The sequence below is a fragment of the Neobacillus niacini genome (assembly GCF_030817695.1).
GTDB lineage: Bacteria > Bacillota > Bacilli > Bacillales > Cytobacillaceae > Neobacillus > Neobacillus niacini_F.
The window spans coordinates 1,200,462-1,218,045 of record NZ_JAUSZQ010000002.1 but is presented as its reverse complement, the minus strand read 5'-3'; the positions used below and the strand labels follow the sequence as shown (position 1 = coordinate 1,218,045).

At 33.0% G+C, this 17,584-nt stretch carries 13 protein-coding genes and 1 pseudogene; 3 read left to right on the top strand and 11 right to left on the bottom strand.

Annotated features, from left to right (window positions below):
• Window positions 1–5: 5 nt before the first annotated feature.
• Together glf and QFZ28_RS06235 are read left to right on the top strand one after the other, a co-directional pair.
• Window positions 6–1,109 (top strand): UDP-galactopyranose mutase, encoded by a 1,104-nt coding sequence (glf, locus tag QFZ28_RS06240; RefSeq protein ID WP_307193847.1) that lies wholly within the window; start codon window positions 6–8, stop codon window positions 1,107–1,109.
• Between the two features lie 166 nt (window positions 1,110–1,275).
• Window positions 1,276–4,407, top strand: coding sequence for an Ig-like domain-containing protein (locus QFZ28_RS06235; protein ID WP_307196962.1), 3,132 nt, complete (start codon window positions 1,276–1,278; stop codon window positions 4,405–4,407).
• A 123-nt stretch (window positions 4,408–4,530) separates the two neighbouring features.
• Here the strand turns inward: QFZ28_RS06235 and QFZ28_RS06230 are convergent, their stop codons facing one another.
• The 8 genes and pseudogenes from QFZ28_RS06230 to galU all read right to left on the bottom strand — a co-directional run bounded on the left by QFZ28_RS06230 (window position 4,531) and on the right by galU (window position 13,504).
• A complete protein-coding gene (locus tag QFZ28_RS06230; protein ID WP_307193846.1) occupies window positions 4,531–5,277 on the bottom strand; it encodes a DUF4422 domain-containing protein in 747 nt (248 codons plus the stop codon).
• Window positions 5,278–5,323: 46 nt separating this feature from the next.
• Window positions 5,324–5,650 (bottom strand): hypothetical protein, encoded by a 327-nt coding sequence (locus QFZ28_RS06225; RefSeq protein WP_307193845.1) that lies wholly within the window; start codon window positions 5,648–5,650, stop codon window positions 5,324–5,326.
• A 504-nt stretch (window positions 5,651–6,154) separates the two neighbouring features.
• Entirely contained in the window at window positions 6,155–6,811 is a 657-nt protein-coding gene (locus QFZ28_RS06220; protein ID WP_307193844.1) for an HAD family hydrolase, read from the bottom strand.
• A gap of 280 nt (window positions 6,812–7,091) precedes the next feature.
• Window positions 7,092–7,712 (bottom strand): glycosyltransferase family 2 protein, encoded by a 621-nt coding sequence (locus tag QFZ28_RS06215; protein ID WP_307193843.1) that lies wholly within the window; start codon window positions 7,710–7,712, stop codon window positions 7,092–7,094.
• 228 nt (window positions 7,713–7,940) lie between these two features.
• Complete coding sequence (locus QFZ28_RS06210) at window positions 7,941–9,203, bottom strand: hypothetical protein (RefSeq protein ID WP_307193842.1); 1,263 nt, start codon at window positions 9,201–9,203, stop codon at window positions 7,941–7,943.
• A gap of 313 nt (window positions 9,204–9,516) precedes the next feature.
• Complete coding sequence (locus tag QFZ28_RS06205; RefSeq protein WP_307193841.1) at window positions 9,517–11,175, bottom strand: peptide ABC transporter substrate-binding protein; 1,659 nt, start codon at window positions 11,173–11,175, stop codon at window positions 9,517–9,519.
• Between the two features lie 288 nt (window positions 11,176–11,463).
• Window positions 11,464–12,182: pseudogene (locus QFZ28_RS06200) on the bottom strand (LCP family protein).
• A gap of 449 nt (window positions 12,183–12,631) precedes the next feature.
• Window positions 12,632–13,504 (bottom strand): UTP--glucose-1-phosphate uridylyltransferase GalU, encoded by an 873-nt coding sequence (gene galU, locus QFZ28_RS06190; protein ID WP_307193839.1) that lies wholly within the window; start codon window positions 13,502–13,504, stop codon window positions 12,632–12,634.
• A gap of 252 nt (window positions 13,505–13,756) precedes the next feature.
• Here galU and tagU point away from each other — a divergent pair, with 252 nt between their 5' ends.
• Entirely contained in the window at window positions 13,757–14,683 is a 927-nt protein-coding gene (tagU, locus tag QFZ28_RS06185; protein ID WP_307196960.1) for a polyisoprenyl-teichoic acid--peptidoglycan teichoic acid transferase TagU, read from the top strand.
• 59 nt (window positions 14,684–14,742) lie between these two features.
• Here tagU and QFZ28_RS06180 read toward each other — a convergent pair whose 3' ends face one another.
• The 3 genes from QFZ28_RS06180 to QFZ28_RS06170 form a co-directional block, all read right to left on the bottom strand.
• Window positions 14,743–15,120, bottom strand: a complete 378-nt coding sequence (locus QFZ28_RS06180) for a GtrA family protein (RefSeq protein WP_307193838.1) — start codon at window positions 15,118–15,120, stop codon at window positions 14,743–14,745.
• A gap of 148 nt (window positions 15,121–15,268) precedes the next feature.
• The gene (gene wecB, locus QFZ28_RS06175; RefSeq protein WP_307193837.1) at window positions 15,269–16,423 is read right to left on the bottom strand and encodes a non-hydrolyzing UDP-N-acetylglucosamine 2-epimerase; all 1,155 of its coding nucleotides are present in this window, start codon (window positions 16,421–16,423) and stop codon (window positions 15,269–15,271) included.
• 194 nt (window positions 16,424–16,617) lie between these two features.
• Entirely contained in the window at window positions 16,618–17,511 is an 894-nt protein-coding gene (locus QFZ28_RS06170) for a CPBP family intramembrane glutamic endopeptidase (protein WP_307193836.1), read from the bottom strand.
• Window positions 17,512–17,584: the final 73 nt, after the last annotated feature.

The window sequence follows — 17,584 nt, the reverse complement described above, 5'->3', positions numbered from 1 at the left end:
ATACTATGTATGATTATTTAATTGTTGGAGCAGGATTGTTTGGTAGTGTTTTTGCTCATGAAGCAACTAAAAGAGGAAAGAAATGTCTAGTAATTGATAAACGTTCGCATATAGGCGGAAATATTTATTGTGAAAATACCGAGGGAATTAATGTACATAAATATGGAGCTCATATATTTCACACAAATAATAAAAAGATATGGGATTATGTAAATAATTTCGTGGAGTTCAATCGTTATACTAATTCTCCGGTTGCTAATTATAAAGGTGAAATTTACAATATGCCGTTCAACATGAATACATTTAATAAATTGTGGGGTGTAATTACTCCGCAAGAAGCAAAGGATAAAATTGAAGAACAAAAAAAAGAAGCTGGTATAACAGAACCACAAAACTTAGAGGAACAAGCCATTTCACTAATCGGAACGGATATTTACGAAAAGTTAGTTAAAGGATATACAGAAAAGCAGTGGGGACGCTCTGCAAAGGATCTACCAGCATTTATTATTAAAAGGCTTCCGGTAAGATTTACTTATGATAATAATTATTTTAATGACCGATACCAAGGTATTCCAATAGGCGGCTATAACAAAATTATTGAAAAGATGCTCGAAGGCAGTGATATCCGACTTGAAATTGATTTCTTTGAAAATCGCGAAGAGTTAGAAGCTCTTGCGAAAAAAACACTTTTCACAGGGATGATTGATCAATATTATAATTATAAATATGGAGTTTTGGAATACCGCAGCCTACAGTTTGAAACTACAATAGTAAATACTGAAAATTATCAAGGGAATGCTGTAGTCAATTATACTGACCGAGAAACTCCCTATACAAGGGTTATTGAGCATAAACACTTTGAATTTGGAACACAAGAAAAAACAGTTATTACGAAGGAATATCCAACTGAATGGAAGTCAGGAGACGAACCTTACTATCCAATCAATGATCAGAGAAATAATGAACTATATAATAAATATAAAGAATTAGCCGACGAGGAAAAAAATGTAATTTTCGGCGGAAGACTTGCCACATACAAGTACTACGATATGCATCAAGTAATCGGTGCAGCACTAACCACTGTTGAAAAAGAATTTGCGGATAAATAAATAAGAATGGAGGAACCCAACATTAAGGGTACCTCCTTTTTTTTATAAGTAAAAACATCAACCCCAATTACAAACATTGCCTAAAAGAATTTAACTCTATCAATTGTTTAGTTCGACATAATTTGCTATTATTAATTTTGTAATATTTTTGATAGATTAATTTAATATTAGGGGGGAGCTTCAAATTAGCAACAAAATAACTAAATATTTTCTGTTAGTTTGCTTTTTTACTATTTTAGTAGCTTTTGATAATAGTAAAGTCCTAGCAAACAGCCAACAACTTCCAACTATAGGTTATCTTGATTCACCAGTATCCGGTTCTACGGTTAACGGCATCACCAATGTACGCGGTTGGGTTTTAGATGGCAGTGGCGTTGCCAAGGTTGAGGTTCTAGTGGACGGTAATATTGTTGGGCAGGCACAGTACGGCCTTCCAAGGCCAGATGTTTTAAATGCCTATCCGGAATATCAAAACGCTAACGCTGAATATCAATATAATCTCGATACAAGAAAACTAACCAACGGATATCATTCATTAACTGTTCAGGAAACAGGGAATAATGGAAATGTCACTGTGATAAAAAGTGTATCAATAAATGTCGGAAACTTGCCAGCTGTTGGTTGGATGGACGATCCCGCAACTGGGACTACAGTAAGTGGAAATTCTACTGTACGCGGATGGTTGATAGATGGTAGTGGCGTTGCTAAAGTTGAGGTTTTAGTCGATGGCGATGTTGTCGGTCAAGCTCAATACGGCCTCTCGCGGCCTGACGTTCTAACATACTATCCAGAATATCAAAACAGTAATGGTGGCTATGAATTTACCCTTAATACTGAGAATTTATCTAATGGGACACATTATATCACGGTTAGATCTACAGCATTGAATGGCACCACTAAGCACCTACAAGGTGTTACAGTGAATGTTCAAAATTTGATCAATCTGCCGGGAATAGGTTTTATTGATTCACCTGTAGCCGGCTCTACAGTTAAAGGGACCACGAGTGTACGCGGGTGGGTTTTAGATGGCAGCGGCGTTGCCAAAGTTGAGGTTCTTATTGACGGTAATATTGTTGGACAGGCTCAATATGGTATTGCAAGGCCAGACGTACTAAAGGCCTATCCTGAATACCAAAACGCTAACGCTGAATATCAATATGACCTTGATACAAAGAAGCTTACCAACGGGTATCACTCACTAACTGTTCAGGCAACGGGTAACAATGGAAAAATCACCGTATTAAGAAGCGTGTCAATAAATGTCCAAAACTTACCTGCGGTTGGTTGGTTGGACGAACCCGTAACTGGGTCTACAGTTAATGGAACTGCTACTGTACGTGGATGGTTTCTAGATGGTAGTGGAGTTTCCAAAGTTGAGGTTTTGGTTGATGGGAATGTTGTGGGTCAAGCTCAATATGGCGGTTCCCGGTCGGACGTGCTTAAATACTATCAAGAATATCAAAACAGTAACGGGGGATATGAGTTTTCCCTTAATACTGTAAATTTTTCTAATGGTATTCACAACATCACAGTTAGATCTACTGCTACGAATGGCACTACAACACAACTTAAAGGTGTAAATGTGAACATTCAAAATCTAATTAATATGCCTGGGATTGGTTATATTGATTCGCCAACTGCTTCTTCTATCGTTAATGGAATTACCTCTGTACGTGGATGGTTTTTAGATGGCAGTGGCGTTGATAAAGTTGAGGTTTTGGTTGATGGAAGTATTATTGGACAGGCGCAATATGGCTTTTCTCGGCCAGACGTACTAAAAGCTTATCCAGAATATCAAAACGCAAACGCTGAATATCAGTTTAACCTTGATACTAGGAAGCTTTCAAATGGCGATCATGTCATTACAGTTCAAGCAACAGGTAAAAACGGAAAATTAACCGTTTTAAGAAATATACCAGTAAGTGTTCAAAACTTAGAACACTTGCCAACAATCAGATTCCTTGATTCTCCAAAGGCTGGTACAACTGTTAATGGGATAACCAATGTCCGAGGTTGGTATTTGGATGGTAGTGGAGTTGCAAAAATCGAAGTATTAATGGATGGTAAAATTATCGGGCTTGCAGATTATGGTATCTATCGTCCAGACGTACTAAATGCCTATCCGGAATACTTCAATGCAAATGCTGAGTTCCAATTTGCATTAGATACATTTAGTTTCCCTGATGGACAACATACTTTGACTGTAAGAGAAACTAGTAAAAATGGTAATACTAATAGTATTTCTGCTAATATTACAATTAGTAACGGAAACCCTTATCTAGCCTTGAATTTAAAGAAACCATCTAATATTACAGCAAATGATATTATTAATTTCTTTAATTCCAAAAATTATGCCAACAGTCCTCTTAAGCTTTATGCTCAAAGTTTTATTGACGCTCAAAACAGATATGGGGTAAATGCCCAATATTTAGTCGCGCATGCAATTTGGGAAACTGGCTGGGGCGGTTCAGATTTAATAGGTTACAAGAATAACCTTTATGGATATGGAGCCTATGATTCTTGCCCATTTACTTGTGGTTACTATTTCCAGTCTGTACCAGATAGTATTTTTAGAGTGGCATATCAAGTTAGGGTTGATTATCTAAATGAATCAGGAAAGTGGTTTGAGGGTCCAAATTTAGCTGGTATGAATGTACACTATGCTACGGATCAAAATTGGAAGAATGGCATTGCTAATCTTATGAGGAGCATGAAATCATATGATAGTTCATATTATTCCAATACAAGTGAACTTGGAATGTCTTCAATCGCTCCACCTCCTTTAGTCCGGGATATACCAGCTGGCCTTCCTTATCCGGAGGATACAATTATTAACTTTCCAAGTGGTATTGTTGCAAATATAGTTAACACTACATCTCTAAATATGAGGTCCTTACCTTATGTTACATCCTCATTAATTAGTTCTGTATCTCAAAATACTAAGGTAAACATCCTAGGATACAATACTGACGTTTCTTATAATCCTGGAAGTACAGGAAATTATGCCTTCCATTGGTTTAGAGTCAATGTCAACGGACAAACTGGTTGGATGTATGGTGGATATCTTTCAGTTGAAAATTTACTACAAGTCAACCATGGTATCGGTTCATTAAATATTCGCAGCAGTGCTACTACGAGCTCAAGCGTACTGGCAAGTACTGTTGCAGGGACATATTTAAAGGCTGTTATGGTCAATGGTGTACCTGTGACACAGAATGGATGGTATAATGTATATCTTCCAAATTCTACAACTACAGGTTGGGTGTCTGGAGATTTTATTAACAGAATGATAAATTAGATAAATAAAAAGAAAACTGCACTCCCATTGTAATGTTGGGGTGCAGTTTTTTATGATAAGTTTCTATCTAATCGCGTAAAAATAGCCCCTCATTTAAAATGCGGGGCTATTTTTACGCTTTAATTATAATTCCATGTTTATAACATTCACTGTTTTTTTCTTCAACTTATGTTTAAGTAACCATACATTAAATAATCTTTCACTAATAAATCCATAAATTCTTTTTTGGTAACTATCGTAGGAAGTAATATCTGTGTTTGCTTCGAGTTCAAATAAGATATTAAACATCCACTCGCAATAATCATTAAAACTTTTCTTATCTGTTATAAACATATTGTAAGCGTAAATTTCCTTTTTTGACATTACCTCTTCAAACTCACTCATATACTCGGGATACTTATTCTTTATTATTTTTTTTACATTTTCAAGATCTTCAATATTATGAAATTTATTATAGTGTGCCCATACTGTATCCCCACCGAGATAATATTCTTTAGGAACTATAATTTCATACTCTTTAAAAGCTCTTTCAATTTCATCTTTTGATAAGATTAATTTAAACTTTTCATTTTTATAAATTTTTTGTCTAATTCTTCCTTTGCTGGTGAAATATCTTCTATAATGGCACAATCCCACGTAATCAGCATCTAAATTTTTCCACGCCCAATAAAGAGCAGTAAGTTCGCTATAATTATCATTTTTGGTTGAAATGTTTTGCCCCGTATTATCTCCTTGATATCCAAGATTTTCTTTACCTTCCCTACCTACATGAATTGGCAAATAGATATCTTCATTAGGCATAGTATATAATTTGTGTGTGGCAACTAGTATTTTAATAAACACTATCTTTAAGCTCCTTTTTTCTATCATTTAAATCGATATAATAGCTTTTTTAATATCTCTCCAGGCTCATGGATTATTCATTAGCCTGTACAACCCCAAATACTCTTCCTGCTAATAATAGTAATAATCGAAATATAAACAGGTATAGTGCAAGAGGGAAAAATAAATCATCAACTAATAACTCATATATTTGTATCGAACCCTTTTTAAAAACAAAGTATAATACATAACCAACTAAACAAACCAAGAAATAATAAACTCTAAACACATCAAGGTTCCCGATATGAATATTTAAGCCAAACCGTTTTTTGCTGCCATATTCGATTAACCTTTGTCCACAAAATAAAATGAATAATAATAGTAGTAAAGATAATGATTGATTGAACGGTATGAACAACAAAATAATTGAATAGTGTTTGAAGATAACTAAACCTAGAAAGGTTAGAATATTGAACTTATTTCTAATTTTATTATGAATTAAGTATATGACCCTCAATATTAATAAAGAAAAAATAAACTGATAAATGTACAATTGTATATTTGCACTCACCATAATTACTATAAAAAGAATAAAAATTAACAAAGTAATAGTATACTTCAATAGTATTATTTTACTATAATTTTTTTCAAGAAAATTATGGCTATAATCGTCTAATCGCTTGGTTGGATTCTTCTCGTTTTTGGTAGTAATAATATCATTTTCCAAATAACCAACTTCATAAATCGACATCATTGCACATAAACCGAAAAAGTATAGTATTAATAGTAAAAATGCACTTATATCCGAAATCATTGCACAAATCCATAAAATTGGAAATACATTTACAATCGACCAGGATACTTTTTTAGGGATTGAATTTATTCTTGTAATAAAATAATACAGAAATGGAATGGAGAACTTCACCTAACTACCCACCTTAATAAACTGGACATCACCAAGATCTTTTTTAGACCAAAATGCCATATCTCTTTTATTTGTTATTACATATTTATTTTTAGCTAACTTAAATAGCTCATAGTCAGTTTTATTATCAGATACAACAATCAACTCTTCGACATCCTTAAAATTGGATTGAAAGATTACATGTTTTTTATCTAGAATATCATCTTTATATCGGCCAGTATATATCCCATTTTTTGTTTCCAATGTTGAAGCATAATAATCATCTACCCCATAAAAATTTGCAACTTCTTTTACAATGAAATCATATGCCCCCGAAATAAAAACTACTTTCCACTTATCACCTTTATACTGATTGAGTAAATTTATTACATCTTTTCTTTCTTTAGGCTTAAGATGATTCAGAACAAATTCCTTAGACAAATTCGCTATAAATTCCTCTGAATGATTTCTTAGAAATCTAGTAGTTACTTGTTTAAATAAATCATAATTAAAGAATTTGAAAAGAATTTTGTTAATTATCCTCCCTGGTATAGATTTTAGTATCTTGTATATTGTTCTATAAGTTCGACTATATTTAATAAGAACGTTTTCTATAAAGGCAAAGGATGTGTTAGCATCATATATTGTACCGCATATGTCAAAGATAATATATTTCATATTTATACTCCTAATTCATTGAATTTTCCCTTTAATTCCTACCAAACCATGTTTTAACCCTTTGAACATAAACTTGACTCTCTTTAATCTAGGGCCTACAAATATCGGTATAACAACCAATTCAATCATTTTTTCAGTGCAGCTTCTTACCTTCCAATATTTTGGAACATAATTTCTTGGAAAAAGGATAACTAAATTACGATATTGATAATAGTGTCTAATAGGGCTTGGGATGATTAATTTAAAGATTCCCAAAATGGAAATTGACCTCTGCCCAAATCTATGCTCCATTGCGCACTTTCTTAGAAATAAATGATTTATATCCTTTTTGCCTGGCACGCCAGCACCATTCAAAATCTACAACGTCAATAAACAACTCATTTTCTAATCTTCCTACATCTTCATAAACCTCTTTTAAAATGATTGATCCTGAACTAATTATGGCGTCTTTCTCAATAAAATCAGAAATGTCTTTTCCCTTATTAATTAAAGATTTATATTCACTGTTTGAATCCCTGTTATAGACCATTGGACCGATGGTGGCCACTTTACTTCCTTCGTTTTCCAACTGTGTTATTCCATTTAACAATTCCACTACAAGATTTTTAGGCGGTTTGGAGTCTTGATCTAAGAATAGAATCGCCTCAAAATTATTTTCAAATGCCTTTTGTATTCCAATATTTTGAGCTGCAGCAATTCCAATATTTTCTTTTAATTCTATGAGTTCTATTTTGCTATCCAATTGAATTATACCAGTGTTTATTAAGTATGACTGTTTTTCGGTATTATCAACAATATAAAGCTTATCTATTTGTGGAATAATTGATAAAACACATTCTTTTAGCTCTTCAATATTAGGGTTATAACATACTAATACCCCAGCAATTTTTTTATATTTCAATATTATTTACCTCACTAACCATTAAAATAAGAAAAAAGTAATAATTGTATAATATACAAAGTCTTATTATAGCATAGGTTATTCCACCATTGTCTAACACTTATAATATTTACTTAAACTTAGCTACAAATACAATGAGCACATTAATTAGTTCAATCCAGGAACAAGATAAAACCCGAATATTGAACAATATTGAATACGTCCATTATCCGGGTGTATATTATAACTTTATTTATCCACTAAATCCCCTGTTTTTAAATAATGTTTTCTTAATGAACTTAGCACAATTAACACTAGAACATTTGTAGTATCAAATAAATAGGGATTAGTGAAAGCATATACTATGTATGAAACATATAGTAAATAAATATATTTATTTCCCCAAAACTTAATTGCAAAGATTATTTTTGTTACTATGAACAGCAAAAAGTATAGGATACCTACTTGGTTTAGTATATATATACTTTGCAGTTCAAAATAGTAGTTATTTCTATAATCACGATAATCTGATATGACATTAATTACATTACCTAATCCCTGACCAAATAATATAGTTTTAGTATTTTCCGTTAAATCCCCAATGAGGTGGAATACCTGATCAAAGCGGGTTGGGATAGAATAAATCATTTTTCTTACGAACACTTCATATAAATATGGATATATAGCGGCGATAGCAATCATAAATATCAATAATAAAGAAACTGACACCGTTATAATCCTTTTTCTAGTACTAAAAAGCTTTTTAAAGAAAGCCAATGCTGTTTTATTAGAAAAAAGTAAAATAAGACAATACATACCAATGAAGAATAAGATGGCAAGAATAAAAGCTAAATTTCCTGCGACTACTGTCCCGACAAATAAAAGAGAAGCCGTTGAAATTTTAATTCTTTTAGATTGAACAGCAAATAAACTTACTAAAAAGGCAATCGGTAAAATAGCATTTCCCTTAACTTGAATTCGATAAAAATATTGATTATAAGTATAGACATCCCCCAATTGTAAATTTATTACCTTCGCCCGAATTGCTGCTGCAATAGCAGGGTCTGCAAATAAAACAAGATAGATTTCAAAAACAATTAAAACGACACTTTGAAGAACAGCTAATAAAAGAAAAATGTTAATATAGGCTTTTTTCGGAGGTAAATAAAATGCTGCTAGTATTAAAAATAATATTATAAAAAATCTAATCGCTAAAGAAAGATTATTGTGTTGAATAAAAATTGAATATATCAGCATTAAACCTAAACATACAGCATTTAGGATAAATAAATATTTAACAGTTTTATTACACTTAATAAAATTCTTAATGAGAAAAGGAATTGAAAATAAAAATACAAAGATCAAACTAATGCTAATTAATTTTGACAACTGATAAAACGGAAATTGCCTTGTTACAGCTAATACGCATAAAAAGAATGAAAGAATTGATAATGAAGTTAATCCAGATACAAAAAAACGCTTATCCTTTATAGCAAACTCCTCCTGTTCCAATCAAACCCATAAATCCTTAACCCTATCTATTATATTATTTCATTATAGGTAATATTTATTTTATTTCATTATAGGTAATATTTATTTTATTTCATTAAAATAATAACTTAACATATGTAATCTCTTAATCGAATTTCAGTCCAAAATGTATTGTAGCATATTTAACCATTAATGATAAACATAATTAAATAAATTAAATTCATAAAGTTGAGTCGAAATCGATCAAGGCCTTTAAGGGAAGAAAACAAATAAAAAGGATATTATTCCTAGCTAATTAGGATTATACCCTTTGAATTGGTTGCGATTATTGAAATTATTGGAAAGACGCCCACTTATATTTAATTTGGCCTAATCCAGAAACATCTGGATTAATTAAGTTATCTTTTTGGAGCCAGTTATATGAATAAAAGTAAAGCGGAATAACCGGCATCTGATCTATCAAAACTGCCTCTGCATTTTTTAATAGATCTTGACGTTTGGTAACATCTAGTTCTTTTTTTGATTGTTCTAAAAGTGATTGAAATTTTTTGCTTTCCCAGCCTGTCCCATTGTTTCTATACTCTGCTTCCCTATACATGTCAAGGAAATTTATCGGATCCTTAAAGTCTCCAATCCATAAATCTTGAACAACTTGGTATTTTAGAGCTTGAACATTCTGAATATGTTCTTTCAATTCCATATTTTTAATTCTTATATCAATACCTAAATGATTTTTCCACATTTTTTGGATTGCTTGAGCAATAGCAATATCTTCTTCAGTTGCACCGATAGATAATGTAATAGCTGGAAGTTCTGAAACATCCTTGTACCCGAGCTCCTCTAAGCCCTGTTGCATGTATTGTTTTGCTTTACTCACATCACTATCATTAAAAAGGCTATTACTACCTAGTGACATATTTGGCGGTACGATTGACATAGCAGGTACCTTGCCCTTTAGTGCAACAAAATCAACTAATTCCTGACGATTAATAGCTAAAGCAAATGCTTTTCGTATATTAACGTTATTGAAAGGTTCTACTGTTGTATTCAATTTATAAGAGTAAATTCCAGCAACTTCCCTCGTATTTAATTCTTCTTCACCATAAACTTCCATCACTCCACCCATAGGCAGAAAACCCGTAGGAGAGCCAGCCCAATCAAGCTCATCATTGTTATACATAGATAATTCTGTGATTGGGTCATTTATCATTAACATAGTAATTTCTTTTAATTTTACAACATTAGAATCCCAATAATTATTGTTCTTTTTAAGAAAGATTTTCTCTCCATGATGCCATTCTGACAATTTAAAGGGCCCGTTAGATATGTACTGATTACTTGACCCGTTTGCCCAAGATGGATTTTCTCTAGCAACTTTACTATGAATAGGAAAAAAAGCAGGCGTTGCCAGTAGTTCTAAAAAGTATGGAGTTGGATTGTCGAGTTTAACTTGCAATGTGTTGTCATTAATTGCGTTAACCCCTACTTGATTTGCTTCACCCTTTCCTTCATTAAATGCTTTTGCACCTTTTATGTAAAAGAGTTGATGGGCATTTGCTGACTGATTAGCGGGGTCTAACACCCATTTCCAAGCATATTCGAAATCAACCGCCGTAACAGGGTCACCATTTGACCATTTTGTATCTCGAAGAGTAAAAGTATATGTTTTTTGATCATCAGAAATTTTTATAACCTTAGCCCCTGCATTAATAGTTTGACCCCAGGGGTTAAAACTGGTTAATCCTTCAAATGTTTGAAGGAGGACTGATTTAGAAATTGAATCTGTTACTAAACCAGGGTGTAACTGCGGCGGCTCTGTACGGATATTAATGCGAAGATTTTGCTCCAAAACTTCAGTGCTTGCCCCCCCAGGAGCATTTTCATTATTAATTACAGTATTTTCTTTTCTGCCAGTAAATGCAGCATAAAACATACTAATAAACATTATCAAAATAAGAAACATACTAAAAAAGAGTATTAAATTTTTTTTCACTTTTATACCTCCACTTTTCAACAGTACACCTTCAAGCAAATAATTTAATAATTAATAGAAGACTTGTAAAGAATTAATTTATAAACACAATCAGTCTTTTATATTTTATCCTAATTTTTAAGTACTATAAACTAAACACCTTCTCAGGGTATCTATAAAAAATGATTTACAGTTATTATGTAAGCTTTTTATTGCATCTTTTAAACATTAAGCAATTTCTCTTACTCCTTATAAATGCATAAAAAGGGGGTGCCCTTAAGGCTCTTAGGACACCCTCTTTAAAGCTATTTATTCTTCATTCGATTCGCTAGTATCTTTTTGTGAAATCAACTTATCATCATTAATAAATGAATTTATTGCTTGTTTATTTACATCAAAATCAATTTCAAGGACTGAACCTGCATGTTCATAACTTCCCATTGTATATGATTTATCGACGGGAATCCGTAATGTTTCAATATCATCTGGAGGATTTAAGAAAATGTCCTTAACAACTGCAAGTAGGTCAATTCCTTCTAAATTTGAATCAATGTACGGCTGAATTGTCCCTACTAATTTTGGTATTTTGGCAACACCATTAACACTAATAATCTCATCCTTTAATGCATTCATAACCTTTTGTTGACGTACTACTCGACCAAAATCACCACTAGCATCGCTTCTAAAACGAGCATAGCCTAGTAACTCTTTTCCATTTAAGTCTTGTATGCCTGGTTGTAAAACGACACCAATTTTCTCGGACATTCTTTTCTCAACATCTATTTCAATTCCATTTGGAGCAACCGTATCTACAGCCGCTTCAAACCCCTTAAAGTCTATAACTGCGTAATAATGAATATCAATATCGAAATTTTGCTTAATCGTTTGTCTAAGTAATTCAGGTCCACCTAGAAAATAGGCGGTATTTATTTTATAATTTTTATTGTTTGGAAAATCTCTACATAGATATCCCTCATAAGAGAAACTAGTTTAGCCTTATGATTTTCCGGGTCATATTGGGCAATCATGATAGTGTCAGTTCGTGACTGTTCCTCACCCCTGGAATCTACCCCCAATAAAAGGATATTAACCTTATCCATCTTCTCTTTTTTCGCACCATTAAATTCTGTCTTTACTGTTTCATCAGAAGAAACCGTAGATTTACCTGATGCTTGTTGTAAACCTTGTGAATATTGAAAGTATATATAACCTGAAAGACCTAAAAGTAGGACTAAAAATACAAGTGATAATTTTTTATATTTAAACTTTTTTTTCTTATTTTTAAGGTATAGTTGTCTATTCATTAATTCCACCCTTTTAGAAAGATAGATATTCCAAAATCCAATTATACATTTTTTGTAGAAATTTGTACATCTATCTTAAGAAAACATAAACAGAATTGAGCAAGTCAAGATCTTTACAAAAAAAACATAACCCTCCTGATTTTTATGTACTGGAGAGTTATGTTTTTATTAGTTTATATATTTTCAAGCTTTTTTGCCATAAATTTTAATAAATCATCCCTTAATTCTTCCTTTTGGAGTGCAAATTCAATTGTAGTTTCAATAAAACCCAGCTTTTCTCCAACATCATATCTTTCACCTTCAAACTCGTAGGCAAAAACACGTTGAATATGATTTAAATTTTGTATGGCATCTGTTAGCTGTATCTCTCCACCGGCCCCGATTTCCTGCTTTTCTAAGAACATAAAAATTTCAGGGGTGAAAATATACCTTCCAATAATAGCCAAATTTGATGGAGCTGTACCTAATTGCGGCTTTTCTACAAAATTTTTAACCTGAAATGAACGCCCATCTTGATGAATAGGGTCAATAATTCCATATCGATTTGTCTCACCTTCTGGTACTTTTTTAACCCCGATAACGGAAGAATGCGTTCGATCGTACTCGTTAATTAGTTGTTTCAAACAAGGAGTTTCTGCTTGTACTATATCATCTCCCAATAGCACAGCAAATGGTTCATTTCCAATAAAATTGCGAGCACACCATACAGCATGGCCAAGCCCTTTTGGTTCCTTTTGTCTTATATAGTGAATATCAACCATTCTCGATGGTTCTTGGACTTTTTCTAATAGTTCCAACTTTCCTTTGTCAAGCAAAGTTTGTTCAAGTTCATAAGCATAATCAAAATGATCTTCAATAGCCCTCTTCCCTTTTCCTGTCACAATAATAATATCTTCAATTCCGGATTCAATAGCTTCCTCAACTATATATTGTATCGTTGGCCTATCTACAATGGGTAACATTTCTTTTGGCATTGCTTTGGTAGCTGGTAAAAAACGTGTTCCAAGTCCAGCTGCTGGGATAATGGCCTTTCTAACCTTTTGCATATTAACCTCTTCCTTTCTACATGCTTATACATTGTAAGTATAAGATAATGGTGCATCTTTCGCAAAATTACAAGATATGTTATTTTTTTCTCCCAAATCCTGATTTCTAGTTTCTCTAAAGAATGTCAGGCTTGTTAACACATTTTCATATAATTTCCCTTCGGTGTAAATAATAAATTGTATTCATTTGTCAGTTTTTCTGTTATTCTGAAATTAAATGTAAATTTATGTATAAATCCTTGGAGGCATAAAATGAGAACTCAAAGAAAGAAAAAGAAAGCCTGGCTAAAGGTTACAGGTATTATCGTCCTTATACTTTTAATTGCTGGCGGAACTTACGGCTTGATTGTCTATAATTCACTTAAAAACGCTGTAGAAACGATGCACCAACCAATTGACCGAGAGCAATCTAAAAAACGACCGGAACCCATTGCGCTTAATAAAAAACAGCCATTTTCTGTTTTAATGATGGGTGTAGATGAACGCCAAGGTGACAAAGGTCGATCAGATACCATGATAGTTTTAACAGTAAACCCCAATACCAAATCTGTAAAAATGCTCAGCATTCCGCGTGACACTCGAACTGAGATTGTTGGAAAGGGTAAAGAAGATAAAATAAATCACGCCTATGCTTTTGGAGATGTTCCAATGGCAATGGATACAGTTGAAAAATTCCTTGATATTCCACTTGATTATTATGTCAAAATTAATATGGAAGGCTTTGAGGATATTGTTGATGCAGTGGGTGGAGTAGTAGTTCAAAACGACCTGGATTTTTCTTCAGATGGTTATCATTTTCCAAAGGGTGAAATAATCCTAGATGGTAAAAAAGCTTTAAGCTTTTCTAGAATGAGATATGAAGACCCTCGAGGTGATTTTGGTCGACAAATTAGACAGCGTCTAATTATTCAAGCTATTATTAATAAAGGGGCTAGCCTTTCATCCCTAACAAAGTTCCAAGATATTTTTAATGCACTGGGCGATAATGTAAAAACGAATTTAACATTTAATGAAATGGTGGATATCCAGGAAAATTATAAAGATGCTAGCGAGAGTGTTGAGCAAATAGAAATAAAAGGAAGCAGTTCAAAAATAAATGGAATCTATTATTTAATTATTTCCCCTGGAGAAAAACAGAGAGTACAAAATGAACTAAAGGCACACTTAGAGTTAAATTAACAAAGAACTAACTGATTGGATACTTATCCAATCAGTTTTTTTATTGCCTAGACTATCATTTATTCATTGGTAAGAATTAATTTTGAAATTACAAAAGTAAATGGTATGGCCAAAACAGAAGCTAATAACGGGGATATATTTTCATCTAGTTTCAATAAAACAACAAAAATGTAAATGGCAGTTGATGAAACTGTAATATTTACTATATACGTAAGCGGAAATTGAAGAAATTTCTTAAGTGTTGGCTTTATTTTATAAGTAAAATAGGAGTTTAAATAAAATGAACCTACCATGCTAATTAAAAAGGAAACAATATGTGCAGCCATGTAATGAAGAGGTACAATATTATTAAAGAATAAAAACAGTACATAATAATTACCTGTATTAGTAAATCCAACAATCACAAATCTCCAAAATTGAGCAGTTAAGAAAAACATTTTATGTATTCCTTCCTTATCAACAATATAATACCGAAGTCCATTGGTTAATGGAAGTTCTACCGTTTATATTCTCCAATAATAGCCAAGAAGATTAACTATATATACCACAAAAAACAAAAAAATAGGCGTACTCTTTGAGAAGCGCCTAATAACAATATTGTCTAAAGTCAATTGGTTTTTCGCTTAATAAATTAAAATGATATAGTATTGCTTTTACAATTCTTTCGGAAGCCAATCCATCCCCATAAGGGTTGGTTGCTTTCGCCATCAGATTGTGTGCTTCTACATTCGAAAGAAGTTTATCTGCAAGCTCATATATCATTTCTTCATCCGTTCCAGCTAGCTTTAACGTACCCGCCTTAATCCCTTCAGGACGCTCAGTTGTATCTCTTAAAACGAGTACAGGAACTCCTAATGACGGTGCTTCCTCTTGGACACCACCAGAATCAGTCAAAATTAAATATGCCCTTGAAGCAAAATTATGAAAATCGATTACATCTAACGGTTCAATTAGGTGTATACGATTATTATCCCCTAGGAATCTATTTGCGATTTCCCGAACAACTGGATTCATATGTACGGGGTAAACCACTTGTATATCTTCATGCTTTTCCACTAACCGTTTAATCGCATTAAACATATTCTCCATTGGTTTACCGGTATTTTCCCTGCGGTGTGCGGTCATCAGTACTAACCGATCATCACCAATATTATCAAGTATAGGATGGGAATAATGTTTACTAACAGTAGTTTTTAAGGCATCGATGGCAGTGTTTCCAGTTACAAAAATGGATTCTGCTGGCTTATTTTCAACTAATAAATTTTCTTTTGATTGACTTGTCGGGGAAAAATGCAAATCCGCTAATACTCCAGTAAGCTGACGGTTCATCTCTTCGGGATATGGTGAATATTTATTCCATGTCCTTAGACCCGCCTCCACATGCCCAATGGGGATAGAGTTATAAAATGCAGCCAAACTTGCTACAAACGTAGTAGTGGTATCACCATGAACTAAAACAATATCAGGCTTTACCTCCTGAAATACTTTATTTAATCCTTCCAGACTGCGTGTCGTTACATCAATTAAGGTTTGACGATCCTTCATGATATTTAAATCGTAGTCAGGCTGGATTTCAAATATCTTTAAAACCTGATCAAGCATTTCTCTATGTTGTGCCGTAACCGTTACAATGGATTGAATTTTATCATTATGTTTCGCTAATTCCTTTACAAGTGGAGCCATTTTAATCGCTTCGGGTCTAGTCCCAAATACAGTCATTACCTTTAACTTACTCTGCATAAATACCTCCAATTCATTGCTATGTTAATCCTTCTCTAATTTTTTGAATTATCTAAATAATAACAAAATTATACCCTAAAAGCACTAATTGTTTATTCTTTAATAAACAAAAATACCTAGATAGATTACATATTTTTTATCAATAAAGTTCTACAAAAAAAAGAAGTCACCTGATTAGGTAACCTCCTCCAAATTTAATTGGCTATATCTTCTGAAACCACTATGTTGCTTGTCTTTTGATTCTTTTCTACTACAACTAAAATTAGGTATATAGGTAAAAGAATCATAGCTGTTATTTCAACGATAAATTCAAAGTAATACCATGATAGCGTTGCGAGGATATCATATATGGAATGCACCAGAACCGTCACCCACAGATTTCTTGTCCATAATAAGATTAATCCAAACAAGAAACCCATATTGGCAAAGGTAACTATCGCTCCAATTTCATATGGCCAGGAATCAACGGTGCTTAGGGTATGATCAATACCAAATAGTACTGAGGTAACAAAGATCGCAATCAGGACAAAAATATCACGCCGTCCTTTTTCCCAGCGCTTTGGGAAAATATTTTTAAAAACAAACAGGATGAGTATGATATACGCCAATCGCCAAACTTCTTCGAGACCGGCAAGGATATCCGTATAAATATCGTATCCTACAGTATCAATTTCATCGATAACTTCCCACATTTTATCAACAGGTTCACTAGGCTCATTTGACTCTACTATATCGCTATCATCCGATACCACTTCTGTATAGGTCTCAACATATTGATCATAATCATTGCTAAAATCTTGAAAGGCGTAAGATGAATAGATATTAATAATGGTACTGCCGAGAATAAACAGCAAAAAGGCGCCTATAAATTGTCGTATATGCTGCAGCTTTGTTTTTCGGGTTCCACTACTAAGTCTTCGATGAAGCTTTAGTCCAATAAAAAAGGAAGACACCATAATGGCATCATAGATGGTACCCGCTAATTGGCTGTAGCCGCTTAAATAGAGGAGTAATTCAACTCCTATCGTAATCGTGAGAAGTCCAAACAAAAGTTGCTTCGACATTGGTGCTGTTAAGTTAGTTGTCATCTTTTATCATCCCTGCCCTTAAAATGGGTTACTCTCTTATTTTTCAAAAAGCTGTACAGCTAAAATTCCAAAT